This is a genomic window from Salipiger abyssi, assembly GCF_001975705.1.
GTDB classification, from domain to species: Bacteria; Pseudomonadota; Alphaproteobacteria; order Rhodobacterales; family Rhodobacteraceae; genus Salipiger; species Salipiger abyssi.
In genome coordinates this window covers 1,038,859-1,061,671 of record NZ_CP015093.1, presented here as the reverse complement: position 1 = coordinate 1,061,671, position 22,813 = coordinate 1,038,859, and the positions used below count along the sequence as shown (strand labels likewise).

The window sequence follows — 22,813 nt, the reverse complement described above, 5'->3', positions numbered from 1 at the left end:
AAAGCCAACGCAAATGGCGCCGTCGCCGGTTCTGGCTACGGATCCGCGCCCGATTTTTCGGGCGCGCAAAACTCAGTCGCGCTTGCCCGCGAACCGTGCCTGCCACTCCTCGCGCTCGGCATCGGTGATCTTGCGGAAGGTCACCTTCGGCACGGCAAAGCCATGCCCTGCCGGCAGGCTCTCCAGCGCCGCCGGCACATCGTCGGGCCAGCTGTCGTCCTGCGTATTGAGCGCGGTCAGAAGCTGCGCCGAGGCGTCGGGGACGAAGGGGGCGGAAATCACCGCGTAGAGCCGGATCACGTTCAGCGCGAGGCGGATCTGCGCCGCCGCCGTCTCGGGATCGGTCTTGAAGGTCGACCAGGGCGCCGCCTCCTGCAGGTATTCATTGCCCAGCACCCAGGCGGCGCGCAGCGCGGTGGCGGATTTGCGCACCTCCGCATGGGCCATGAAGCCTTCGTATTCGCGGATCTTTGCGGTCAGATCGGCGATGAGCTGCTCTTCGCGCGGGCCATAGCTGCCGCCCTCGGGCACGACCTCTCCGAATTTCGAGCGGCAGAACTTGGTGACGCGGCTGGCGAAATTGCCCAGCACATCGGCCAGATCCTTGTTCACCGAGCTCTGGAAATTCTCCCAGGTGAATTCCGCGTCCGAGCTTTCCGGCGCGTGGCTCAGCAGCCACCAGCGCCAGTAATCCGCCGGCAGGATCTCCAGCGCCTGATCCATGAACACGCCGCGTCCGCGCGAGGTGCTAAACTGCCCGCCGTCGTAGTTCAGGTAGTTGAACGACTTGATGTAATCGACGAGCTTCCACGGCTCGCCCGAGCCCAGAATGGTGGCCGGGAAGCTGAGCGTGTGGAAGGGCACGTTATCCTTGCCCATGAACTGGGTATAGGTGACGTCCTCTGCGCCCTTGTCGGTGCGCCACCAGCGCTGCCAGTCGCTGCCCTTGCCGGCATCGACCCATTCCTGCGCGCAGGCGATATATTCGATGGGCGCGTCGAACCAGACATAGAAGACCTTGCCCTCCATGCCGGGCCAGTCTTCCTCGCCCCTCTTCACGGGGATGCCCCAGTCGAGATCGCGGGTGATGCCGCGATCCTGCAAGCCGTCGCCGTCGTTCAGCCATTTCTTGGCGATGGAGGTGGTCAGCACCGGCCAGCCCTCGCGGGTGTCGATCCATTTTTCCAGCTCGTCCTTCATGGTCGACTGGCGCAGGTAGAGATGCTTGGTCTCGCGCATCTCCAGATCGGTGGCGCCCGAGATCACCGAGCGCGGATTGATCAGGTCGACCGGGTCGAGCTGCTTGGTGCAGTTGTCGCACTGGTCGCCGCGCGCATCCTCGAAACCGCAATTGGGGCAGGTGCCCTCGATATAGCGGTCGGGCAGGAAGCGCCCGTCGGTGGGCGAATACATCTGCGTCTCGACGACTTCGCGGATCAGCCCGCGATCCGCGAGCACCCCGGCGAAATGCTGGGTGAGCTTGTGGTTCTGCGGGCTCGACGAGCGGCCGAAATGGTCGAAGCTGAGGCGGAAGCCTTCGGCGATCTGCGCCTGAACCTCGTGCATCTCTGTGCAGTACTCCGCCACCGGCTTGCCGGCCTTGGCGGCGGCGAGCTCGGCGGGGGTGCCGTGTTCGTCGGTCGCGCAAAGGAACAGCACCTCGTTGCCCCGGGCGCGCTGATAACGGGCAAACAGATCGGCGGGCAGCTGGCTGCCCACGAGATTGCCCAGATGCTTGATCCCGTTGATATAGGGGATTGCCGAGGTGATGAGATGACGCGCCATCTGATGCCTGCCTTGTGCTCCGGTTCGCTGCCGCTTTAGCGGATGTGGCCGGGCGTGGAAAGGTCCGGCATTTGCGGGCTTGGCTTCGCCGCGTCGCGGCGTAGTTTGTCCCCGAACGCGACGCAGGAGAATGACGCCATGCAAATGAAACCGCTGGGCCGCACGGGCATGATGGTTTCCGAACTCTGCCTGGGCACGATGACCTTTGGCAACCAGACCGGGGTCGAGGAGGCCCATGCCCAGATCGACCGGGCGCTGTCGGCGGGGATCAACTTCATCGACACCGCCGAGATGTACCCGGTGAACCCGGTGCGGGCCGAGACCATCGGCCGGACCGAGGAGATCATCGGCGAGTGGTTCGAAAAGACCGGGCGCCGCGAGGAGCTGATCCTTGCGACCAAGCATTCCGGCGATTCCCGCTATGTGCGCGACGGCGCGCCGATTTCCTCGGCGACCATCCCGGGCACGATCGAAAGCTCGCTGAAGCGGCTCAAGACCGACGTGATCGACCTCTATCAGTTCCACTGGCCGAACCGGGGCAGCTATCACTTCCGGCAATGCTGGTCCTTCGCGCCCTGGGAAAAACAGAACCGCGCCGAGACGGTGCAGCACATGCAGGACGCCCTCGGCGCGCTCAGCCGCGAGGTCGAGCGCGGCACGATCCGCGCTTTCGGCCTGTCGAACGAGAGCACCTGGGGCACTGCCATGTGGCTGCGCATCGCCGAGGAGCAGGGCGGGCCGCGCGTCGCCTCGATCCAGAACGAATATTCGCTGATGTGCCGGCTCGCGGATACCGACCTGGCCGAGCTCATGGTGAACGAGGAGGTGGGCCTGCTGCCCTTTTCGCCGCTGGCCGCAGGGATGCTGACCGGAAAGTATCAGGGCGGGGCGGTGCCCGAGGGGTCGCGCATGGCGCTCAATGGCGATCTCGGCGGGCGCAAGGTTCCGCGCGCCTTCGCGGCGGTGGATGCCTATCTGGAGGTGGCGCGAGAGTTCGGGATCGACCCGGTGCACATGTCGCTGGCCTGGGCGGCGCGGCGGCCCTTCGTGGCCTCGGCGATCTTCGGGGCGACGACCATGGAGCAACTCGAACGCGCGCTCGGCGCGGCGGATGTTGCGCTCTCCGATGACCTGCTGGCGGCGCTGGAGGCTGTGCATCGCCAGCATCCGATGCCCTACTGATACCGGGCCTGGGTGTTTTGGCCGCGCCGGGGATGCCCGGCGCGGCCAGAGCGGCGCTTACTTGATCCGCTGCCCGTTGGCGAGGATCTGGCCCTGTTCGTTGATCTCGATCTTGGAGGTCAGCGTGTCGGGATCCGAGGCGGGTACACCGAACATGTTCATCATCATCCGGGCGCCCATCGCGTCCTGATCGGAGATCAGCCCCATCGCGATGAGGTTGTCGATGAGCCCGTTCGCGCCGGCGAGCCGCAGATCGACCGCGCCGGTCGGTTTCGGCATGCCGTCAAAGCTCTCCAGATCGGAATTGTCGAAGGTGAAGTCGCCGCTGCCGGTGAGCTGCGCGCCCGCCGCCTCGACGGTGAGGTTGTTCAGCGTCAGCGCGTTCAGCTCTCCGGGCTTGCGCTCGCCATCCTCCAGCGCCTCCATCTGCGCGGGGTCGAGGAAATCGACAAAGGGCGTGACCTGGCCGGTGATGTCGAAAGCGACCGTCGCCGGATCGCGCGGCAGCACGTTGCCGCTGTCGAAGATATTCCAGATCATGTCCGACAGGGTGAGCCCGCCCAGCGTCATGGCCAGCGCCATGTCCTGCGGCTCTTCAGACGCGCTGATCGGGGCCTCGATGGTCAGGGCAAGCTCATCCATCTCGGCGCTGAGGGGGAAGGGGATCTCGCCGCCCTCGACATTGTAGGCGATGCCCTCTGCGGCGATGCCGTAGCGGAGCATGTCCTCCGACATGGCGAGATCGAAGCTGCCGGACTCGCTGGCGGAGCTGCCGTTGGTGACGGAGCCGTCCTCGGTAAAGGAGAACTGCGACTGCCCGGCGCCATAGGTGATGCGGCCGGTCATGGACATGCCGGCCTCGAGCAGGGCGGCCATGTCGGTGAACCGCATGTCGAGCGGAATCTCCGCCTGCGATTCGGAGACCAGCGACGACAGCGACCCGGTAAACGATCCGGCGCCGTCGCCCTCCGGGTCCTGCCCGCCGCCATCATAGGAGACGCTGCCGATCGAGACGGTCTGGTCGATCCGGCGCATGCCGTCTGCGAGCACGACCTGCGTCTCGCCTTCGAGCTCCGATGCGGTCAGTTCGGCGCGCAGCTCGTCGCGCGGCACCGTCTCGCCATCGACCACCAGCTCCGACAGCACGGCGGTCATGGCTTGGGCGCTGAAGGCGTAGAGCATCGCGTCGGGATCGCCCGAAACCACCATGTCGAGCGCCTCGGTGCCGTAGTCGATCACCATCCCGAGCTCACCCTCGTCCTCGGCGGCGGCATCGACCGAGATCTGCGTGTCGGCGGGCAGGATCACACGCACCGTGCCGTCGCCCTGATCCTCCAGCGTCATCTCGCCGAAACCGACGGCGACGCGGCCCTCGTCGTCGGGCAGCTCCATGGTAAAGACCAGGTCGGCCAGCTCAAGGCTGTCGCCCGAGCGCGTTTCGGTCGCATCGACCGTGTAGCCGAAGCTTTGCAGATAGCCGCTGAAGCTTTCCCAGACCTGCTCGGGCGTTACGTCGGCCAGCGCCGGCGAGGCCGTCAGGAAAGCCGAGGCCCCCGCCGCGATGGCATAGTTCGAAACCCGCATGATCACCCCTTTTCTTTTTCTTCGGTGTGCGAAAATTTGATGCCCGGGAATGTCTGCCCCATGGCTTCCCGGGTCAAGAGGCTGGACCGGTGGTATTCCAGCCTTTACCAAAGAGAGGAATCGCAAAAACGAGGCATCCCATGGATCTGACAGGGAAAACCGCGCTGATCACCGGAGCGAGCCGGGGCATCGGCGCCGCCGCTGCGCGGGCTTTCGCCGACGCTGGCGCAAAGGTCGCGCTGCTCGCCCGCAGCGGTGACGCCATCGCCGAGCTGGCCGGCGAGATCGGACCGGCTGCCGTCGCAATCCCCTGCGAGATTTCGCGCTACTGGGAGGTCGAGCAGGCGGTGCAGAACTGCCTGACCGCCTTCGATACGCTCGACATTCTGGTGAACAACGCCGGCGTGATCGACCCCATCGCGCCGCTGGCTATCGGCGATCCCGAGGACTGGGGCGCGCTGATCGACGTCAATATCAAGGGCGTCTACCACGGCATGCGCGCGGCGCTTCCGGTGATGACGCGGGCCGGCGGCGGCACCATCCTGACCATCGGCTCGGGCGCGGCGCAGCGCCCGCTCGAAGGCTGGTCGGCCTATTGCACCTCCAAGGCCGGGGCGCTGATGCTGACCCGCGCGGCGGACGAGGAATATCGCGACAAAGGCATCCGTGCGATCTCGCTCTCGCCCGGCACGGTGGCGACGCAGATGCAGCGCACCATCAAGGCCAGCGGCATCAACGCGGTGAGCCAGCTCGACTGGGAGGATCACATCCCGCCGGAATGGGTGGCGCAGGCGCTGCTCTGGATGTGTGGCGCCGAGGCTGACGGGTTCCTCGGCGGCGAAGTGTCGCTGCGCGACGAAGAGATCCGCAGAAAGGTGGGCGTGGCATGATTTCGCTGGAGAAGGACGGCAGCTACTGGCTGGCGGTGATCGACCGACCGGACAAAGCCAATTCGCTGACCTCGGAGATGCTGGAAAAGCTCTGCGAGATCGCCGAGGCGGCGCATCACGCGCAGGTGCTGGTGCTGACCGGGGTGGGCAAGGTGTTCTCGGCCGGCGCAGACCTTGAGGCCGCGCGCGCCGGGCTCGCCCATTCGCCGCTCTGGGAACGGCTCTCGGGCGCCATCGCACGGCTGCCGGGGCTGACGGTCTGCGCGATGAACGGCACGGTGGCGGGCGGTGCCATGGGTATGACGCTGGCCTGCGACCTGCGCATCTCGGTGCCCGATGCCAAGATCTTCTATCCGGTGATGAAGCTGGGCTTTCTGCCGCAGCCTTCGGACCCGGAGCGGCTCACCGCGCTGGTCGGGCCGTCGCGGGCCAAGATGATCCTGATGGCGGGGCAGAAGATCCCGGTCGAGGAGGCGCTGACCTGGGGGCTGGTCGATCGCATCGTCGAGCCCGCTCAGCTTTTGCCCGCCGTGCGGGCGCTCTCCGAGCACACGCTGGCCGCCGATCCCGCGCATGCCCGGGCGATCAAGACGCTGATCCGCTGAGCCCCGAGCGCCGATGTGCGGACGCTACGCGGTCTCGATCCCGCAGGATACCATAGCGGCGCTGTTCGAGGCGCTGCCCGACAACGACCTGCCGGAGACGCCGAATTACAATATCTGCCCGACCATGCCGGTGCACACGGTGCGCAGCGAAGGCGGGGTGCGCAGGTTGTCTCCGATGCGCTGGGGGTTCCTGCCGCACTGGTACAAGAGCCCGGGTGACGGCCCGCTGCTCTTCAACGCCCGCGCCGAGAGCCTGGCGGAGAAGCCCGCCTTTCGCGAGGCCTGCCGCAAGCGGCGTTGTCTCATCCCGATGAGCGGCTTTTACGAATGGACGACGGACGCCGACGGCACGCGGCAGCCCTGGTATATCCGGCCCGCAGGCGACGGCGCTCTGGCCTTTGCCGGGGTCTGGCAGGACTGGCAGCGCGAGGGCGAGACGATCCGCAGCTGCGCCATCGTCACCGCCGCTGCCGAGGGCAGGATGCGCGAGATCCATCACCGGGTTCCGGTGCTATTGGGGGCGCAGGACTGGCCGCTCTGGCTCGGCGAGCGCGGCCATGGCGCCGCCGTGCTGATGCGGGCCGCGCCGGAGGGCGCTCTGCGCTGTCACCGGGTCGGGCCGGAGGTCAATGCCAGCCGGGCCAGCGGCGCGCAGCTTGTCGCGCCGCTCTGACGGCGGGTCAGTTGCCTTCGACGTGGTTGCGCTCGTAATTGCGCTCCAGTTCGAGCGGCGCCGCGTTCACATAATCAATGACGCCGGCGGCGAGATTGTCGCCGTTCACGCTGTCGCCAAAGGTCTGCACCATGCCGTCGACCACCTCCAGGATCACCACGTCGCCCGGGGCCATCGGGCCGGTGTCCCAGCTTTCGTCGCTGGCGGTGGCGGACATGGTCACATCGGACTGGTTCACGAAGCGGATCGTGTCGCCGACGACCGGGTAGACGTAATCGGGGAAATAGCCGTCGCCCATCAGTAGCACATAATGCTCGCTGGCGTGCAGCGGGGCGGCGAGAACGCCCAAGGTGAGGGCAAGCAGACCGGTCTTGCGCAGCATGGTTCGCTCCTTAGAACAGCACAAATGGCCCCCACCTTTTGGCTGCGGGCATCATTAAGGGATGACTAAGGCGAAAATTTGACCAATTCGGCGGTCGGCCGGGGTCTTTTCGCAATCCGGCAGTGCAAAGCGGTGCCTCCCCCGGGCTTGTCCGGGGGAGGGAAGGAGGGGGCTTAGCGCCACCCGAGCGCGGGTGCGACCTCTGTCAGGATCGTCTCCAGCACATGGGCGTTATACTCGACACCCAGCATGTTCGGCACGGTGAGCAACAGCGTATCGGCCTCGGCAATGGCCTCGTCGCGGCGGAGCTGCTCGATCAGCCGGTCGGGCTCGTCGGCATAGCCGCGCCCGAAGATCGCGCGTTGCTGGTCGATGAAACCGACCTGATCGCTCTCCTTGCCGCCACGCCCGAAATAGCGCCGGTCCATGTCACTGGTCAGCGCAAAGATCGAGCGGCTGACCGAGACGCGCGGCTCATGCGCATGGCCCGCCTCTTTCCAGGCGGCGCGATAGGCACGGATCTGGTCGGCCTGCTGGATGTGGAACGGCTCGCCGGTCTCGTCGTCCTTGAGCGTCGAGCTTTGCAGATGCATGCCGTGCTGCGCCGCCCAGACTGCGGTGGCATTCGATCCGGCGCCCCACCAGATGCGGTTGCGCAGCCCCTCGGAATGCGGCTCCAGCCGCAGCTTGCCCGGCGGGTTGGGGAACATCGGGCGCGGGTTCGGCTCGGCAAAGCCCTCGCCCTCCAGCAGGTCGAGAAACACCAGCGCGTGACGCCGCGCCATGTCGGCGGCGCTTTCGCCCTCGTCGGGCCGGTAGCCGAAGTGCTTCCAGCCGTCGATCACCTGCTCGGGCGAGCCGCGCGAGATTCCCAACTGCAACCGCCCGCCGGCGATGAGATCCGCCGCGCCCGCGTCCTCGGCCATGTAAAACGGGTTTTCATAGCGCATGTCGATCACGCCGGTGCCGATCTCGATCTTCGAGGTGCGCGCGCCGACCGCCGCCAGCAGCGGGAAGGGCGAGGCGAGCTGGCGGGCGAAGTGGTGTACGCGGAAATAGGCGCCGTCGACGCCCAGCTCCTCGGCGGCGACCGCCAGCTCGATGGACTGGGTCAGCACATCGGCGGCTGTTTTCACCTGCGAGCCGTGGGTCGGCGACCAGTGTCCGAAAGACAGAAATCCGATATTTTTCATGATGACGGTTCCTTGATCCGTTTGCGCGGCCTTTGCCGCCTTGTCCCGGAGATAGGAACCCCGGTATGCCCCAGGCAAGCCGCCGCGCGGTTCGCCTGGGCGCAGGGTCTGTGCGGATCTGCCCAGCGGGCGCGCCGGATCAGTCGATCAGGCCGATCTGGCGGTAAAAGGCGTTGTTGTCCCAGAACAGGTATTCTTCGTCCATCACGCCGTCGTCTGTCCAGTGGCCGATGGTGGCCATGGTCAGCGCATAGCGCTTGCCGGTGGGCTCGATGACCTGACCGTCTCCGATCGGCATCGGTTCGGTGAAGGTGCCCGAGATCTCGCCGACGACGCCGGTCCATTCGCCCTGGCCGATGCGGATCGGATGCTTGTCGATGACGGTATCGGGGGCAAAGACGAAGAAGGCTTTCAGATCGTCGATATGCGCGTCGATGCCCCGAACGGTGCGGCCGTCGGGCCAGTGCACGAGGATATCGTCGGCATGGCTTTCATGCAGGCGGTCCCATTGCTGGCCCGAGAAGACCTCGAAATCGAGCGTGTCGAAGGTTTCGAGGTTCTTCGCGATACGGTCCTCCTCGGCCTGGCGCTGCGCCAGTTCGGCCAGCGCGGCAGTGACGAGCGGCGGTTGTTTGACGACGGCGGCGCTGGCGGCCTCTGCGCTGACGGATTGTGCGGCGACGGCGGTGGCGGAAAGGCCGGCAGACAGCAGCACGGCGGTGAGGGTGTGACGCGGTTTCATGGCGGGGTCCTTTGGGGTCTCTGGCGCATCCCCTTGATGCGATGAGGCGACCCTAAGCCCGGATTATTTTCAACGATATGGAGGTTTTGTTGAATGAATTTCTCTGAAATGTTCTCAATATGCGGATGCGCAGCGCGACAGCAGGCCTCCCGTGAGAGGGTATGCAGGAGCGTGCTACGATGGCTGGGAAGGCTCAGGCGCGCATGAGTTCGGGCAGATCCCCGGTGATGCCGGCGGCTTCGCGGATGAAGCCGCGCCGCAGGCCCGGCGCGGCGTTGATCGCCGCCATGCCCAGATCGCGGCCAAACCGCAGGAGCGGATTGTCGTTCGAGAACAGTCGGTTGAAGAGGTCGGTCGCCGCCGCCAGCGACGCGGTGTCGAAGCGCCGCCATTGCTGATAGCGCGCCAGCACCATGGGCGAGGCCATGTCTTCGCCGCGTCGCTGGGCATGGGTCATGACATGTGCCAGCGCCGCCACGTCGCGCAGGCCCGCGTTCAGCCCCTGCCCGGCAATCGGGTGCATGCCATGCGCGGCATCGCCCACCAGCGCCAACCGGTCAGCGATGAAGCTGTTCGCCAGCGTCAGGTTCAGCGGATAGAGAAAGCGCTTTCCGGCCAGCGAGATCTCGCCCAGGAAATCGCCGAAGCGCGGGCGCAGCACGTCGAGATACTCGGCGTCCGAGAGCGCGTTGATGGCACGGGCCCGCTCGTCGCGCTCGGCCCAGACGATGGAGCTGCGGTTGCCCGGCAGCGGCAGAATCGCCAGCGGCCCCGGCGGCATGAAGAACTGATGCGCGATGCCGTGATGCGGCAGCTCGTGCGCGATGGCGCAGACCAGCGCGGTCTGGCCATAGCCCCAGCCGGTGCGCTTGATGCCGGCGCGCGCCGCCGTGCCGCTGCGCCGCCCGTCGGCCCCCACCAGCAGCCGCGCACGCAGCGTTTCGCCGCTGGCCAGCGTCACCGTGACGCTCTCGGGCGTGGTCTCCTGCGCCACCACCGTCTCGCCGGCACGCTGATCGACCAGCGGCTCGGACTCCATCGCCTCCATCAGGGCACGGCGCAGATAGCGGTCTTCGATCATCTGGCCCATCGGGCCTTCCTCGATCTCCGCCGAATCGAAATGCAGCCCGAGGAACACCTGCGCCTCGCCGACGCGCCCGTCGGTGACCTTGATTTCGCACATCGGTTGGGCATTCGGCGCCAGCGCCTGCCAGAGCCCGAGATTTGCCAGCAGCCGCACCGAGGACAGCGCCAGCGCATAGCCGCGCCCGTCGAAATCCGCCTCCGCCCGCGCCGCCTGCGGCAACGCGTCGATGACGATGCTTTTCAGGCCGGCCCGGGCCGCCGCCAGCGCCAGCGCCGGGCCGTTCAGCCCGCCGCCCACAATCAGGATGTCGCAATCATGTTCCATGGCCGCAAATATGCGCTGCTTCGCGGGATTGTCCATGCGCCGCGCTGCCGCTACCGTCGCGCCCGACTAGGAAAGGGATGCAGATGAGCGACTGGACGGAAATGAGCGCGGTCGAGCTGGGGCAGGGGATCGGCAAGGGCGAGATCGACCCGGTCGCGCTGGCGCAGGCGTTCCTCGACAAGATCGCCGTGCATCCGCTGGGATCGCGAATCTATGCCCGGGTGACGCCGGAGCGCGCGCTGGCCGAGGCCGAGGCCGCGCGCGACCGCGCCGCCGCCGGTCAGCGCCGCTCGCCGCTCGACGGGGTGCCGGTAAGCTGGAAGGACCTGTTCGACACGGCGGGCGTTGCGACCGAAGCCGGCAGCAAGCTGCTGGAGGGCCGGGTGCCGGATGCGGACGCGCCGGTCTTGCAGACCGCCACCGCCATGGGGCTCGTCTGTCTGGGCAAGACCCATATGTCGGAGCTGGCCTTTTCCGGGCTGGGGCTGAACCCGGTCACCGCGACGCCGCCCTCGGTCAACGACCCGGAGGCGGTGGCGGGCGGCTCCTCCTCGGGCGCCGCGACCTCGGTGGCCTTCGGTCTGGCAGCGGCGGCCATCGGTTCGGACACCGGCGGCTCGGTACGCATCCCGTCCTGCTGGAACGATCTCGTCGGGCTCAAAACCAGTTCCGGGCGGATTTCGCTCGACGGTGTGGTGCCGCTGGCCAAGGGGTTCGACACGGTGGGTCCGCTCTGTCGCACGGTCGAGGACGCAGCGCAGACCTTTGCGGCGCTCGAGGGCCGCAAAGGTCCGGATCTGCGCGGCGCCTCGCTCGTGGGCAAGCGCTTCGCGCGGCTGACCACCATCGTGCTCGACGATCTGCGCCCGGAACCTGCCCGCGCCCATGCCGAAGCGCTCGACAAGCTCGCCGCCGCCGGGGCCGAGATCGTCGATCTCGACGTGCCGGAGATCGGCATCCCGATGGCGGATGCGGGCGTGCTCTATACCGCCGAGGCCTGGGCCGAATGGGGCGAGACCATCGAGGCCGATCCGGAGGTCATGTTCGCGCCGATCCGCGAACGCTTCGAGGCGGGGCGGCAGTTCAGCGGTGCCGATTACCTGCGCGCCTGGGAGCGGATGATGGCGGCGCGCGATGTCTATTACGCCGCCAGCGCCGGATTCGATGCGGTGCTTTGCCCGACGGCGCCGAACCTGCCGCCGAAAATCGACAAGCTGATGGAGCAGGGCGAGTATTACGTCACCGAAAACCTGCTCACCCTGCGCAACACCCGCGTCGGCAATGTCATGGGCACCTGTACCCTGACCCTGCCCACCGGCGTGCCCTCCTGCGGGCTCTCGATCATGTGCCCGCCGATGCAGGAGGACCGGCTGCTGCGCCTGGGCGCGGCGGCAGAGCGGGCGCTCGCCTAGGCGTTTCCACTGGCCGGAAATATCCCGGGGGAGGCGCCCGCAGGGCGGCGGGGGCAGCGCCCCCGGCGTTTTCCGGGAGTCTCAAGAAATACAACGGCCAAGGGGGCTTGGCCGCAATCGGGGCGGGTTGCGGCTTTCGCGCCACATCCCCCGGCGGACTCACCACAGCGCTGGACGAAACGCCGGCTCTTCCCTTATCCTGCCGGCAAAACGGGGCGTGAACGATCCCGAGAATAAAGCAGTATTGCAGGCAGTCAAAAGGCACCAAAGCCATGTTTCCCGAGCGGTTTTCGAACCTGCCGCCCTATGCGTTCCCGCGTTTGCGGGCGCTGCTCGACTCGCATGCGCCGGGCGGGCCGGTCACGCATATGTCGATCGGCGAGCCGAAACATGCCTTTCCCGCCTGGGTCGGGGAGGTGCTGGCCGCCAATGTTTCGGAATTCGCGAAATACCCGCCCAATGACGGCACGCCGGAGCTGCGCAGCGCCATCTCCGGTTGGATCGCGCGCCGCTATGGCGTGACGGTGGATCCTGACACGCAGGTGATGCCGCTCAACGGCACGCGCGAGGGGCTCTATAACGCCGCCATGGCGCTTTGCCCCGAGACCAAGTCCGGCAGGCAGCCGACGGTGCTGATCCCCAATCCGTTTTATCAGGTCTATGCGGTGGCCACCGTCTCGGTGACTGCCGAGCCGGTGTTCGTGAACGCGACGAAAGAGACCGGCCATCTGCCCGACTATGAATCGCTGCCCGCCGAGGTGCTCGACCGCGCGGCGCTGGCCTATATCTGTTCGCCCGCCAATCCGCAGGGCGCGGTGGCGGATCGCGATTATTGGGAACGGCTGATCGCGCTGGCCGAAAAGCACGATTTCCAGATCCTCGCGGATGAGTGCTATTCCGAGATCCACCGCGACACGCCGCCCCCCGGCGCGCTTCAGGTCGCGCGCGAGATGGGCGCCGACCCCGAGCGTGTGGTGATCTTTCACTCGCTCTCCAAGCGGTCGAACCTGCCCGGGCTGCGCTCGGGCTTTGTCGCCGGCGGGCCGGAGAGCCTGGCGCGGATCAAGCTGCTGCGCAGCTATGCCGGCGCGCCGCTGCCGCTGCCGATCCAGCGGGTCAGCGAAAAGGTCTGGGCGGACGAGGCGCATGTGGTCGAGAACCGCGCGCTTTACGCCGAGAAATTCGCCATGGCCGACCGCATCTTCGGCAACGTGCCGGGTTATGAGCCGCCGCAGGCGGGGTTTTTCCTCTGGCTGCCGGTCGAGGATGGCGAGGCGGCGGCGCTGAAGCTCTGGCAGGAGACCGGGGTGCGGGTGCTGCCGGGGGCCTATCTCTCGCGGGAGACGGCCGAGGGAAATCCGGGCAAGGGATATATCAGGGTGGCCCTCGTGGCCCCCAAAGACGAAACCGAACAGGGGCTGACGCGGATCCGTGACTGTCTCTTCGGGCAATAAGAAAAAGACGAGGCGAGCGATGGCATACCAGGCGCGGGGGCGTGACCCCCTATTCGACAGCAACATGCAGGCCGCGATCGAGAAGCGCGGCAAGGAGCTGGCCGGGCTGGCGCTGGTGGCGCTGGGGCTGATGGCTGCCGCGATGATCGGATCCTATACGCCCGACGATCCCTCCTGGCTCTCGGCCACCGATGCGCCGGTGCAGAACTGGATGGGCCGGATCGGCGCCTCCATCGCCGCGCCGCTCTTCATGATCGTCGGCTGGGGAAGCTGGGGGCTCGCGCTCGTGCTGCTGGTCTGGGGGGCTCGCCTCGCTCTCCACCGCGGCGAAGAGCGTGCGCTCTCGCGGGTCGTCTTTGCCCCGATCTGGATCGCGCTCTCGGCGATATATGCCGCCGGCCAGCCGGTGGGCGCGGAGTGGACCCACAGCTTCGGTCTCGGCGGTCTCTTCGGCGACATGATGATGGGCTCGGTGCTGGGCATCCTGCCGCTGGGCGCCGGGCTCGGGCTCAAGCTGGTGATGATGGTGCTGGGCGTCGGCATCGTCGCCATGGGCGCCTTTGTGCTGGGCTTCACCCGGGTCGAGCTGAACGCCATTGCGCGTTTCCTCGTGGTTGGTGTGGTCATGGTCTATGCCACGCTGCTGAACCTGCTGGGCCGTGGTGCCAGCGCCTCGGTGGTGGCCGCGCAGCGCATGCAGGCCGCCCAGGCCGACCGCCGCGAGCGCCGCCGTCAGGAACAGGCCGAGGCCGCCGCCTGGGCCGCCGCGCAGGAGGCGGTGCCGGCACCGGGCCTGGTGCGCCGCGCCCCGGCCCCCGCTGCGCCCGAGCATCATCGTCCGGTGCCGGTGCACCGCCCCGCGCCCGAGCCGGCCTATGACCCTGCGCCCGCCGCCTTCGAGGACAGCGTCGACTGGGTCGAACCCACTGTCGCCCACGCCCCGGCTCCCGCCCCGGTGCCTGCGCCCGCCCCGGCGCCGGAGCCGCGCAAGACCGGCCTGCTCGCGCGGGTTCCGGCGCTGATCAAGCGCGCCGACCCGCTGCCCGAGCCGGAGCTGGTCGAGACCGATGTGCTGGATCACGATGTCGACGAGCCGGGCGAGGACCGCATCCGCGCCAAGATCGCCGATGTCATCCGCGCCCGCCGCAACGAGCCGGCGCCGGAACCCGAATTCATCCCCGACCCCAGCAAGCCGCTGACCAAGGGCCGTGGCCGCGGCCCCGCGCCGCTGATCTATCAGGCCGCGCCGGCGACCCGCCGCGAGCCGCCGGTGAGCGCCGCGCATGCGCCGCAGACCCACGCGCTGCCGCCCGAGCCGCCGCTCTCGGCGCCGCCGCGCGTGACCGCGCCCGCACCCGAGATCATGCCGGAGGAAGGCGCTCCCGAGGCAGCAGCCGAGGCTGTCGCGGCACCCGAGGCCGCCGCGCCGCAGCCGGCGCCCGCCCGTGTGGCCGCTCCGCAACCCGCCGAGCCGCCGGCACCGTACGAAGCGCCCGGGGAGGCGCTGACCGACGATCAGGACGATTTCGCCGATTACCGCGATTTTGACGATTATGGCGACGATTACGGTGACGAGGATGATTACATCCCCGCCATGCCGCCGGAAGCCGAGCGTGCGCCGATCCCGGTCGCGCAGCCGAAAAAGGTGGTACAGCAGCCGCAGCGCAAGCCGGTGCAGCCCTCGCGCCGCGCGCAGGCCGAGGCGCAGCCGCAGCTGGGCTTTGACGACAGCCACAGCGAATACGATCTGCCGCCGCTGAGCCTGCTGGCCAGCCCCGACATGATCGAGCGGCACCACCTCTCGGACGAGGCGCTGGAAGAGAATGCGCGGATGCTGGAAACCGTGCTCGACGATTACGGCGTCAAAGGCGAGATCGTCTCGGTCCGCCCCGGCCCGGTCGTCACCATGTACGAGCTGGAACCGGCGCCGGGCCTCAAGGCGTCGCGCGTGATCGGGCTCGCCGACGATATCGCCCGCTCGATGTCGGCGCTCTCGGCGCGGGTTTCGACCGTACCGGGCCGCTCGGTGATCGGGATCGAACTGCCCAACGAGAACCGCGAGATGGTGTCCTTCCGCGAGATCCTCTCGTCGCGCGATTACGGCGACGGCAACCAGAAGCTGCCGCTGGCGCTGGGCAAGGATATCGGTGGCGATTCAATGGTCGCCAACCTCGCCAAGATGCCCCACCTGCTGATCGCGGGGACCACCGGGTCCGGTAAGTCGGTGGCGATCAACACCATGATCCTGTCGCTGCTCTACAAGCTGACGCCGGACGATCTGCGGCTGGTGATGATCGACCCCAAGATGCTGGAACTTTCCGTTTATGACGGCATCCCGCATCTGCTTTCGCCGGTTGTGACCGACCCGAAAAAGGCCGTTGTGGCGCTGAAATGGGTCGTGGGCGAGATGGAAGACCGTTACCGCAAGATGTCCAAGATGGGCGTGCGGAACATCGACGGCTACAATGGCCGCGTCGCCGAGGCGCTGGGCAAGGGCGAGATGTTCTCGCGCACGGTGCAGACGGGCTTTGACGACGAGACCGGCGAACCGGTGTTCGAGACCGAAGAGTTCGAACCCAAGAAGATGCCCTATATCGTCGTCATCGTCGACGAGATGGCCGACCTGATGATGGTCGCCGGCAAGGAGATCGAGGCCTGTATCCAGCGTCTGGCGCAGATGGCGCGGGCCTCGGGCATCCACCTGATCATGGCCACCCAGCGCCCCTCGGTCGACGTGATCACCGGCACGATCAAGGCGAACTTCCCCACGCGGATCTCCTTCCAGGTGACCTCGAAGATCGACAGCCGGACCATCCTGGGCGAGATGGGCGCCGAGCAGCTTCTGGGCATGGGCGACATGCTCTACATGGCCGGCGGCGCGCGGATCACCCGCTGTCACGGTCCCTTCGTGAGCGACGAGGAAGTCGAGGAGGTGGTGAACCACCTCAAGGCCTTCGGTCCGCCGGAATACGTCTCGGGCGTGGTGCAGGGGCCGGACGAGGAGAAGGCCGACAATATCGACGCGGTGCTGGGGCTCAACACCGGCGGCAATACCGGCGGCGAGGATGCGCTTTACGATCAGGCGGTGGCCATCGTCATCAAGGACCGCAAATGCTCGACCTCCTATATTCAGCGCAAGCTGGGCATCGGCTATAACAAGGCCGCGCGTCTGGTGGAGCAGATGGAGGACGAGGGTGTCGTTTCGGCGGCCAACCATGTCGGCAAGCGTGAGATCCTGGTGCCGGAACAGGCCTGAGCCGGTCTGGCACTGTCGTGAGACATCCCGCCGTTCGCGCTGTTGGCGCGGGCGGCTTTTTTTTGAGTATTTTTAGAAAGATGAAAGGGCGGGGTGGCGCAGGATCTCTGTTTTGGCGCCTTGCGGACCGGGTCGGATCTGCGATGGTCGCGCAGGACTTTCTGGATCGGGAGCGGGGCATGTCTGTTTTTTCGAAAGCCAGTGAGGGGCTGGCCGGCGCGGTGCTGGGGCTGATGCTTGCGGGCCCGGCGCTGGCCGGGGTGGGGTTCCAGCGCGCGCTGATCGAGAACGGGCTGTCGATCGGGTTGTGGTATCCCAGCGAGGCGGCAATGCCCGAGGTGCCCAACACGCCGTTTGGCCAGGCGCTGGCGCGGGGGGCGATGCCCGCGGGCGAGGCGCTGCCGCTGGTGGTGATCTCGCATGGCAACAGCGGCTGGATGGGCGGTCATGCCCCGATTGCCTATGCGCTTGCCGAGGCGGGATTTGTCGTCGCGGCGCCGACCCATTCACAGGATTCGATGCGGATCGGAGAGCCGGTGGCGGCGAAATGGATGGTTTCGCGCCCGCAGGATATCGTGGCGACCCTGGATTTCGTCACCGGTGAGTGGCGCGGCGCCGGCCAGGTGGATACCAACCGCATCGGCATGTTCGGCTTTTCGGCGGGCGGCTATACCGCGCTGGTCGCCGGCGGTGCGGTGCCGGACATCGCGCGGGGGCGCGCATTCTGCGGCGCGGAGCCGGAGGAATTCGTCTGTAAGCTCGGCCTCTTCGACGGGCTGCCCGACGATCTGGAGGCGCAGCTGCGCCCGGCGGCGGCGGACGGGCGGATCGGCGCGCTGGTGCTGGCGGCGCCGGGGCTGGCCTTTGCCTTCGATCCCGAGACGCTGGCGGCACTGGAGCTGCCGGTGCAGATCTGGTCGGGCAGCGCCGATGAACGGGTGCCGACCGCGAGCAACGCGGCACCGCTTGCCGACGCCCTGCCGGATGCAGAGCTGCACGAGGTCGCCGGGGCCGGGCATTTCTTCTTCCTCGCGCCCTGCGACCCGCGCTTCGAGGCGCAGGCGCCCGAGATCTGGGAGATGGCCTGCGTCGATGCGCCGGAGCTCGACCGCGTGGCGTTTCAGGCGGAGCTGGCGGCGGAGATGGCCGCGTTCTTCGCGGCGGCCCTGCCTGCGGAGTGACATGGCGGGAACGCGCCGCCCGGTTGGAACGTTGCCCCTGCGCGCCTATCTTTGCCGGGTCGCCTTGCTATCGCATAACCGCGCGCGCTCTGGCAGCCTGGGCACTCTATCGAGCAGGAAGGACCACACATGCTCCGACTCATCTCCGCCACGCTGGCGGCCGTGATGCTGACCGCGCTGCCGGCGGCGGCGCAAAAGCTCTCGCTGGGCGAGATCTCGAACTATCTCAACACGATCCAGTCGGCCAAGAGCCCGTTCACGCAGATCAATGCGGATGGCTCGATCTCGACGGGGACGATTTTCCTCAAGCGGCCCGGCAAGGCGCGGTTCGAATACAACCCGCCCGAGCAGGCGCTGGTGCTGGCCTGGTCGGGGGCGGTCTATATCTTCGACAAGAAGGTGAGCGGCCAGCCCGAGACCTATCCGCTGAACCAGACGCCGCTGTCGATCATCCTGGCGCGCAATGTCAATCTGGGGCAGGCGGGCATGGTGACCGGGCACAGCTATGACGGCACCGCCACCACGGTCACCGCGCAGGATCCGAAACGCCCGGAATACGGCTCGATCCAGCTCAAGTTCACCGGCAACCCGGTGGAGCTGCGGCAATGGGTGATCGACGACGGCAGCGGCAGCAAGACCACCGTGGTGCTGGGCGGGCTGGAGCAGACCAGCCTGTCGAACAGTGTCTTTGATGTGAAGCGGGTGGGGAACTGACCCCACCCTTGAGCACTTTGCGCGGCGCTCAGCGTGCCGCGCGGCAATTGGCCAGCTGCACCTCGTAGATGATGGCGCGGTTGCCGACCTCGTCGGCGACGCGCAGCAGCCAGGCCTTGGAGTTGTAGCTGCCGCGCGAAAACCCGGTGCGGCCCTCGTGATACGCCAGATACTGGTTGCGCGCGTCGCGCAGGCTGATGCCAAGCCGGTCGCGGCTGCCGGCCATGTACCAGCCCATGAAATCGGTGGCATCGCGGATATCGTCGCGCTGCGCCCGGCGTTTGCCGGTGGCAACCAGGTATTCGTCCCAGGTGCCGTCCAGCGCCTGACTGTAGCCGAAAGCCGAGCTCTGCCGGCCATAGGGAATCACGCCGAGCGCGTAGCGGAACGGTGTGCGGGCGTCGGATTTGAATTTGCTTTCCTGATAGATCGTCGCCATCTGCACATGCACCGGCACGCCCCATCTGCGTTCCGCCGCCCGGAAGGCGCGGAAGTACTGTGGGCGCTGGTTCAGGATCGAACAGGCGTCATCGAGATTGCTGGGCGAGCGCCCGCTTCCGCCGCCGCCCCCGCAGGACGCAGCCAGTAACACAATCACCAACGCGCGAAGCCATCTGCTCATCTGCCTCTCGCTTTTCATTGTTTTTCTAAGTTTCTTGCCTACGTTCCAGAATACCCGAATGTAGATGGAGAGGGAATCACATTTCCGCTGGAACCTGCCGTCAGCGTCTTTATGCTAATGGGCCAAGATGCGGTGGAAGCCAGTTGACGGCGCAACTGTTGGACGAGAGTTCACAGTCTGTTTCCTCTAAAATATGTCCCAAAGTTGGACTTTCTGCCGCGAAAATGCCATGACTTGTCCCTAGAGGTCGATATGCACACACAGCGCGCGAAATATCATCTGGGCCAGGTTGTCCGCCACAAGAAGCACCCGTTTCGCGGTGTGGTGTTCGATGTCGATCCGGAATTCAGCAATACCGAGGAATGGTATGAGGCGATTCCCGAGGAGTCGCGCCCGATCAAGGACCAGCCCTTTTATCACCTGCTCGCCGAAAACGAGCAGAGCTTTTACGTGGCCTATGTGTCCGAGCAGAACCTCGTTGCCGATTATTCCGGCGAGCCGGTGGATCACCCGGATATCCCCGATCTGTTCGGGGCCTTCAACGATGGCAGCTACGAGCTGCATTTCCAGCTGAACTGACAGAACCGCAGGGGAGGGCGCGCCGGTGGAGATCGTGGCGGCCCTCTCTCTCGTGACGTCCACCGCGCTGCTGGTGGCGATTCCCGGGCCGAACGTGGCGCTGATCGTCGGCAACACGCTGGCGCACGGGCTGCGCCTCGGCGTGGCGACCGTGGCGGGGACGACGCTGGGCGTGGCCGCGCAGGTCGCGCTGGTGGTGGCAGGGCTCGCGGCGCTGCTGGAACTGGCCGCCTGGGGCTTTCAGCTGCTGCGCTGGGCCGGGGTGGCCTATCTGATCTGGCTCGGGGTCCGTACCTGGCGGCGCGGGGCGCAGGCGCTGGAGACGGAGATACCGCCCCGCCGGAGCGTTGTTGCTCTGCTGGTGCAGGGGCTGCTGGTGGCGGCGGTCAATCCCAAGACGCTGATCTTCAACGCGGCCTTCCTGCCGCAATTCGTGGCGCCGGGCGGCGGTGCCGGCGCACTGGCCGGGGTGGCTGTGCTTTATCTTACGGTGCTTTTCGCGGGCGATCTTCTCTGGGCGCTGGCCGCGCGGCGGGCGCGCGGCTGGCTGCGCCATGCGGGACGGTTACGGCACCGGCTGACCGGCGGGCTCTATCTGCTGGCGGGCGCGGGGCTGGCGCTGGCACGGCTGCCGCGCTGATATCAGAGCGACCGGGCGAGCAGATCGGTGAATTCCGAGACCGCCTCGGGCGGCAGCGACCAGTCGCAGACCAGCCTTGCGGTGGCGATGCTGTCGTCGGGGCCGTCGAGACTGTCCCACATGCTGTAGACGGCGCCGGCGGCGTGCAGCTCGCGGTGTACGCGGCGGGGCAGGTCGAAGAACAGCAGATTGGCGTGCTGCTCGGTGCGCAGGGTCACATCCAGCCCCTTCAGCCCCTGCACGAGCTGATCGCAGCGCGCATTGGCGCGGCCCGCGAGATCGCGCCAGAGATCGCCTTCGAGATAGGCCGCCATCTGTGCCGCGAGATAGCGATGCTTGGAGAACAGCAGCGCCCCGCGCTTGCGGCGCAGCTCGAATTCCGCAGCCAGTCTGTTTTGCGCGACCGCTCCGCTGCTTGAGCGCGCTGCCGGATCGAAAATCAGCACCGCCTCGACGCCCATCAGCCCGTTCTTGGTGCCACCGAAGACGCAGATATCGACCCCGGCCTTCCAGCTCATCTCGGCGGGGGTGACGCCAAGCTTGACGGCGGCATTGGCAAAACGCGCGCCGTCGAGATGCACCGGCAGGCCGAATTCCTTCGCCACGCCGGTCAGCGCGCGCAGCTCCTCCATGGAGTAGACATTGCCGCGCTCGGTAAGCTGGGTGATCGAGACCGGCCCGCGCAGCGGCCCGTGCACGCCGCGTGTCTCCTCGCCGGCGATGGAGGCACGCAGGGCCTCGGGGGTCATCCGGTCGCTGTCGCCCACCAGGGTCAGCTTGGCGCCGCCGGTGTAGAATTCCGGCGCGTTGCACTCATCCTCGTGGATATGCGCGGCGGGCGAGCAGAACACCGTGGCATAGGGCGGGCAGAGACAGGCGAGCGACAGCGCATTGGCCGCCGTGCCGGTGGGCACCAGATAGACCGCCGCCTCCGGCGCCTCGAACAATGCCCGCAGATCCTCGGCCACCTGTTGCGACAGCGGATCGTCGCCATAGCCCATGGCGTGGCCCTCATTGGCGCGGGCCAGCGCGTCGAGAACCTGCGGCGCCACGGGGCCGGAATTGTCGGAGGCAAAGAACATCAGATCGGCTCCTCGATGATGTGGTCTTCCCAATCGTCCTCGTCGATCTCGAATTCCGGAACGGTGCGGTCCCGTATGGAGACGCCGGCCTCATGCACCGTTTCCGGGTCGCCCGAGATCAGCGGGTGCCAGTCGAAGAGCGGCTTGCCCTCCCAGAGCAGCCGGTACGCGCAGGTCTGCGGCATCCAGTAAGCGTGCTCGTCGATATTGGTGGGTTTCAGCACGATGCATTCCGGCACGAACTGGTGGCGGATCGGGTATTGCGCGCAGCGGCAGGTGCTGTCGTCGAAGAGGCGGCAGGCGACGCGGGTCAGCGCGACCTCGCCGGTCTCCTCGTCTTCGAGCTTGTTGAGGCAGCATTTGCCGCAGCCGTCGCAAAGCGCCTCCCATTCGGCTTTGGAAAGTTTCGAGAGCGGTTTCTTCTCCCAGAACCGGGGCGCCAGCCCGCTGCGGTCGATCGGATCGCTCATGGCGCCGAGAGGATCTCGCGCGCCCTGGCGCAATCGGCATCCATCTGCTGGATGAGCGCGTCGAGCCCGTCGAATTTCACCTCGGGGCGAAGATACTCGACCAGCGCCACCGACAGGGTCGCGCCGTAGAGGTCGCCCTGGAAGTCGAAGATGAAGGTTTCGAGATTGGGCTTGTTCTCACCGAACATCGGGCGCACGCCGATGGAGGCAGCGCCGTGATAGCTGCCCTTGTGCTCGCCATCCAGGACCTGCACCAGCACCGCATAGACGCCGAGCTTGGGCGGGTGCAGCCCTTCGATGGACATGTTGGCAGTGGGATAGCCCAGCTCGCGACCGCGCTGTTCGCCGCCGATCACCGGGCCCTCGATGCGGTGCCAGTGACCGAGCTGCGCCGCCGCCTCGCGCGGTTTGCCGTCGCTCAGCGCCTGCCGGATCGCGGTGGAGCTGACCTGCCCGCCGGAATATTCCAGAATCTCCGCGATTGTGACGCCGAATCCCAGCTCGTCGCCAAAGCGCTGGAGATCGCTGACGGTGCCCTTGCGGTTCTTGCCGAAGCAGAAATCGGCGCCCACCACCACATGGTTGAGCCCGAGCCCGTCGGCGATCACCCGGCGGCAGAATTGCTCCGGCGTGAGCTCGGCCAGGGCGCTGTTGAAATTGAGCTCATAGAGCCGCTCCACCCCCAGCTTTTCCAGACGCGAGGCCCGCGCCTTGGAGGACATCAGCCGGAAGGGCGGGGTGTCGGGAGCGAAATACTCGCGCGGATGCGGCTCGAAGGTGAGCACGCCGAAGGGCGCGCCGCCGCCTGCCGCGCGGGCGAGGTCTATCACGGCCTGATGGCCGAGATGCACGCCGTCGAAATTTCCGATGGCGACACTGGCCCCCCGGTCCTGGGGCTCGACATATTGGTAATCTCGGATGATCCGCATGACCGCAGGCCTAGCCCCAGCGGCCAG

At 67.0% G+C, this 22,813-nt stretch carries 21 protein-coding genes; 11 read left to right on the top strand and 10 right to left on the bottom strand.

The genetic code is table 11. From position 1 onward, the window contains the following. Window positions 1-72: 72 nt before the first annotated feature. Window positions 73-1,785 carry a methionine--tRNA ligase gene (metG, locus tag Ga0080574_RS08785; RefSeq protein ID WP_076697307.1) on the bottom strand — a complete coding sequence of 571 codons (1,713 nt, stop codon included), beginning with the start codon at window positions 1,783-1,785 and terminating at the stop codon, window positions 73-75. A gap of 138 nt (window positions 1,786-1,923) precedes the next feature. Here metG and Ga0080574_RS08780 point away from each other — a divergent pair, with 138 nt between their 5' ends. Then, the gene (locus tag Ga0080574_RS08780) at window positions 1,924-2,967 is read left to right on the top strand and encodes an aldo/keto reductase (RefSeq protein ID WP_076697302.1); all 1,044 of its coding nucleotides are present in this window, start codon (window positions 1,924-1,926) and stop codon (window positions 2,965-2,967) included. A gap of 57 nt (window positions 2,968-3,024) precedes the next feature. Here Ga0080574_RS08780 and Ga0080574_RS08775 read toward each other — a convergent pair whose 3' ends face one another. Further along, window positions 3,025-4,551 (bottom strand): DUF2125 domain-containing protein, encoded by a 1,527-nt coding sequence (locus Ga0080574_RS08775; protein ID WP_076705804.1) that lies wholly within the window; start codon window positions 4,549-4,551, stop codon window positions 3,025-3,027. Window positions 4,552-4,691: 140 nt separating this feature from the next. Here Ga0080574_RS08775 and Ga0080574_RS08770 point away from each other — a divergent pair, with 140 nt between their 5' ends. From Ga0080574_RS08770 to Ga0080574_RS08760, 3 genes are read left to right on the top strand one after another with little or no spacing between them, the layout of a single operon-like run. Then, the gene (locus tag Ga0080574_RS08770; RefSeq protein WP_076697298.1) at window positions 4,692-5,441 is read left to right on the top strand and encodes an SDR family oxidoreductase; all 750 of its coding nucleotides are present in this window, start codon (window positions 4,692-4,694) and stop codon (window positions 5,439-5,441) included. Beyond that, window positions 5,438-6,046 (top strand): enoyl-CoA hydratase/isomerase family protein, encoded by a 609-nt coding sequence (locus Ga0080574_RS08765; protein WP_076697293.1) that lies wholly within the window; start codon window positions 5,438-5,440, stop codon window positions 6,044-6,046. Before Ga0080574_RS08770 ends, Ga0080574_RS08765 begins: the two co-directional genes overlap by 4 nt. Window positions 6,047-6,059: 13 nt before the next feature. Next, window positions 6,060-6,719: an SOS response-associated peptidase gene (locus Ga0080574_RS08760; protein ID WP_076697290.1), complete on the top strand. Its 660-nt coding sequence runs from the start codon at window positions 6,060-6,062 to the stop codon at window positions 6,717-6,719. A gap of 7 nt (window positions 6,720-6,726) precedes the next feature. Here Ga0080574_RS08760 and Ga0080574_RS08755 read toward each other — a convergent pair whose 3' ends face one another. The 4 genes from Ga0080574_RS08755 to Ga0080574_RS08740 form a co-directional block, all read right to left on the bottom strand. After that, window positions 6,727-7,101: a cupredoxin domain-containing protein gene (locus Ga0080574_RS08755; protein WP_076697285.1), complete on the bottom strand. Its 375-nt coding sequence runs from the start codon at window positions 7,099-7,101 to the stop codon at window positions 6,727-6,729. 173 nt (window positions 7,102-7,274) lie between these two features. Beyond that, entirely contained in the window at window positions 7,275-8,294 is a 1,020-nt protein-coding gene (locus tag Ga0080574_RS08750; protein WP_076697280.1) for an LLM class flavin-dependent oxidoreductase, read from the bottom strand. A 139-nt stretch (window positions 8,295-8,433) separates the two neighbouring features. Further along, window positions 8,434-9,036: an ester cyclase gene (locus tag Ga0080574_RS08745; protein WP_076697276.1), complete on the bottom strand. Its 603-nt coding sequence runs from the start codon at window positions 9,034-9,036 to the stop codon at window positions 8,434-8,436. 193 nt (window positions 9,037-9,229) lie between these two features. After that, window positions 9,230-10,483, bottom strand: a complete 1,254-nt coding sequence (locus Ga0080574_RS08740; RefSeq protein WP_198039788.1) for a UbiH/UbiF/VisC/COQ6 family ubiquinone biosynthesis hydroxylase — start codon at window positions 10,481-10,483, stop codon at window positions 9,230-9,232. A gap of 47 nt (window positions 10,484-10,530) precedes the next feature. Between Ga0080574_RS08740 and Ga0080574_RS08735 the strand changes: the two genes are divergently transcribed. From Ga0080574_RS08735 to Ga0080574_RS08715, 5 genes are all read left to right on the top strand, one after another. Beyond that, the gene (locus Ga0080574_RS08735) at window positions 10,531-11,859 is read left to right on the top strand and encodes an amidase (RefSeq protein WP_076697271.1); all 1,329 of its coding nucleotides are present in this window, start codon (window positions 10,531-10,533) and stop codon (window positions 11,857-11,859) included. 272 nt (window positions 11,860-12,131) lie between these two features. Then, window positions 12,132-13,313, top strand: a complete 1,182-nt coding sequence (locus tag Ga0080574_RS08730) for an aminotransferase class I/II-fold pyridoxal phosphate-dependent enzyme (RefSeq protein WP_076697267.1) — start codon at window positions 12,132-12,134, stop codon at window positions 13,311-13,313. Window positions 13,314-13,332: 19 nt separating this feature from the next. Then, window positions 13,333-16,569, top strand: coding sequence for a DNA translocase FtsK (locus tag Ga0080574_RS08725; protein ID WP_076697262.1), 3,237 nt, complete (start codon window positions 13,333-13,335; stop codon window positions 16,567-16,569). Window positions 16,570-16,748: 179 nt separating this feature from the next. Further along, a complete protein-coding gene (locus Ga0080574_RS08720) occupies window positions 16,749-17,750 on the top strand; it encodes an alpha/beta hydrolase family protein (RefSeq protein WP_198039787.1) in 1,002 nt (333 codons plus the stop codon). Between the two features lie 129 nt (window positions 17,751-17,879). Next, on the top strand, window positions 17,880-18,464 hold the full coding sequence (locus Ga0080574_RS08715) for a LolA family protein (RefSeq protein ID WP_076697257.1): 585 nt from the start codon (window positions 17,880-17,882) through the stop codon (window positions 18,462-18,464). Between the two features lie 28 nt (window positions 18,465-18,492). On the opposite strand, the gene Ga0080574_RS08710 is transcribed toward Ga0080574_RS08715, so the two are convergent. After that, window positions 18,493-19,086, bottom strand: a complete 594-nt coding sequence (locus Ga0080574_RS08710; RefSeq protein WP_076705798.1) for a transglycosylase SLT domain-containing protein — start codon at window positions 19,084-19,086, stop codon at window positions 18,493-18,495. 252 nt (window positions 19,087-19,338) lie between these two features. Here Ga0080574_RS08710 and hspQ point away from each other — a divergent pair, with 252 nt between their 5' ends. Continuing rightward, on the top strand, window positions 19,339-19,665 hold the full coding sequence (gene hspQ, locus Ga0080574_RS08705; RefSeq protein WP_076697253.1) for a heat shock protein HspQ: 327 nt from the start codon (window positions 19,339-19,341) through the stop codon (window positions 19,663-19,665). Window positions 19,666-19,699: 34 nt separating this feature from the next. Next, complete coding sequence (locus Ga0080574_RS08700) at window positions 19,700-20,305, top strand: LysE family translocator (RefSeq protein WP_217621193.1); 606 nt, start codon at window positions 19,700-19,702, stop codon at window positions 20,303-20,305. A 2-nt stretch (window positions 20,306-20,307) separates the two neighbouring features. On the opposite strand, the gene Ga0080574_RS08695 is transcribed toward Ga0080574_RS08700, so the two are convergent. From Ga0080574_RS08695 to Ga0080574_RS08685, 3 genes are read right to left on the bottom strand one after another with little or no spacing between them, the layout of a single operon-like run. Then, a complete protein-coding gene (locus Ga0080574_RS08695; protein WP_076697244.1) occupies window positions 20,308-21,387 on the bottom strand; it encodes a threonine aldolase family protein in 1,080 nt (359 codons plus the stop codon). Beyond that, window positions 21,387-21,857 (bottom strand): YcgN family cysteine cluster protein, encoded by a 471-nt coding sequence (locus tag Ga0080574_RS08690; protein WP_076697242.1) that lies wholly within the window; start codon window positions 21,855-21,857, stop codon window positions 21,387-21,389. Before Ga0080574_RS08690 ends, Ga0080574_RS08695 begins: the two co-directional genes overlap by 1 nt. Further along, window positions 21,854-22,786, bottom strand: a complete 933-nt coding sequence (locus tag Ga0080574_RS08685) for a bifunctional riboflavin kinase/FAD synthetase (protein WP_076697239.1) — start codon at window positions 22,784-22,786, stop codon at window positions 21,854-21,856. The genes Ga0080574_RS08690 and Ga0080574_RS08685 overlap by 4 nt, the downstream gene beginning before the upstream one ends. Window positions 22,787-22,813 lie beyond the last annotated feature (27 nt).

What these genes read in the sequence shown, in the direction of transcription:
- metG (WP_076697307.1), bottom strand. Translation starts at nt 1,785, where the DNA reads ATGGCGCGTCATCTCATCACCTCGGCAATCCCCTATATCAACGGGATC.
- Ga0080574_RS08780 (WP_076697302.1), top strand. Translation starts at nt 1,924, where the DNA reads ATGCAAATGAAACCGCTGGGCCGCACGGGCATGATGGTTTCCGAACTC.
- Ga0080574_RS08775 (WP_076705804.1), bottom strand. Translation starts at nt 4,551, where the DNA reads ATGCGGGTTTCGAACTATGCCATCGCGGCGGGGGCCTCGGCTTTCCTG.
- Ga0080574_RS08770 (WP_076697298.1), top strand. Translation starts at nt 4,692, where the DNA reads ATGGATCTGACAGGGAAAACCGCGCTGATCACCGGAGCGAGCCGGGGC.
- Ga0080574_RS08765 (WP_076697293.1), top strand. Translation starts at nt 5,438, where the DNA reads ATGATTTCGCTGGAGAAGGACGGCAGCTACTGGCTGGCGGTGATCGAC.
- Ga0080574_RS08760 (WP_076697290.1), top strand. Translation starts at nt 6,060, where the DNA reads ATGTGCGGACGCTACGCGGTCTCGATCCCGCAGGATACCATAGCGGCG.
- Ga0080574_RS08755 (WP_076697285.1), bottom strand. Translation starts at nt 7,101, where the DNA reads ATGCTGCGCAAGACCGGTCTGCTTGCCCTCACCTTGGGCGTTCTCGCC.
- Ga0080574_RS08750 (WP_076697280.1), bottom strand. Translation starts at nt 8,294, where the DNA reads ATGAAAAATATCGGATTTCTGTCTTTCGGACACTGGTCGCCGACCCAC.
- Ga0080574_RS08745 (WP_076697276.1), bottom strand. Translation starts at nt 9,036, where the DNA reads ATGAAACCGCGTCACACCCTCACCGCCGTGCTGCTGTCTGCCGGCCTT.
- Ga0080574_RS08740 (WP_198039788.1), bottom strand. Translation starts at nt 10,483, where the DNA reads ATGGACAATCCCGCGAAGCAGCGCATATTTGCGGCCATGGAACATGAT.
- Ga0080574_RS08735 (WP_076697271.1), top strand. Translation starts at nt 10,531, where the DNA reads ATGAGCGACTGGACGGAAATGAGCGCGGTCGAGCTGGGGCAGGGGATC.
- Ga0080574_RS08730 (WP_076697267.1), top strand. Translation starts at nt 12,132, where the DNA reads ATGTTTCCCGAGCGGTTTTCGAACCTGCCGCCCTATGCGTTCCCGCGT.
- Ga0080574_RS08725 (WP_076697262.1), top strand. Translation starts at nt 13,333, where the DNA reads ATGGCATACCAGGCGCGGGGGCGTGACCCCCTATTCGACAGCAACATG.
- Ga0080574_RS08720 (WP_198039787.1), top strand. Translation starts at nt 16,749, where the DNA reads ATGTCTGTTTTTTCGAAAGCCAGTGAGGGGCTGGCCGGCGCGGTGCTG.
- Ga0080574_RS08715 (WP_076697257.1), top strand. Translation starts at nt 17,880, where the DNA reads ATGCTCCGACTCATCTCCGCCACGCTGGCGGCCGTGATGCTGACCGCG.
- Ga0080574_RS08710 (WP_076705798.1), bottom strand. Translation starts at nt 19,086, where the DNA reads ATGAGCAGATGGCTTCGCGCGTTGGTGATTGTGTTACTGGCTGCGTCC.
- hspQ (WP_076697253.1), top strand. Translation starts at nt 19,339, where the DNA reads ATGCACACACAGCGCGCGAAATATCATCTGGGCCAGGTTGTCCGCCAC.
- Ga0080574_RS08695 (WP_076697244.1), bottom strand. Translation starts at nt 21,387, where the DNA reads ATGTTCTTTGCCTCCGACAATTCCGGCCCCGTGGCGCCGCAGGTTCTC.
- Ga0080574_RS08690 (WP_076697242.1), bottom strand. Translation starts at nt 21,857, where the DNA reads ATGAGCGATCCGATCGACCGCAGCGGGCTGGCGCCCCGGTTCTGGGAG.
- Ga0080574_RS08685 (WP_076697239.1), bottom strand. Translation starts at nt 22,786, where the DNA reads ATGCGGATCATCCGAGATTACCAATATGTCGAGCCCCAGGACCGGGGG.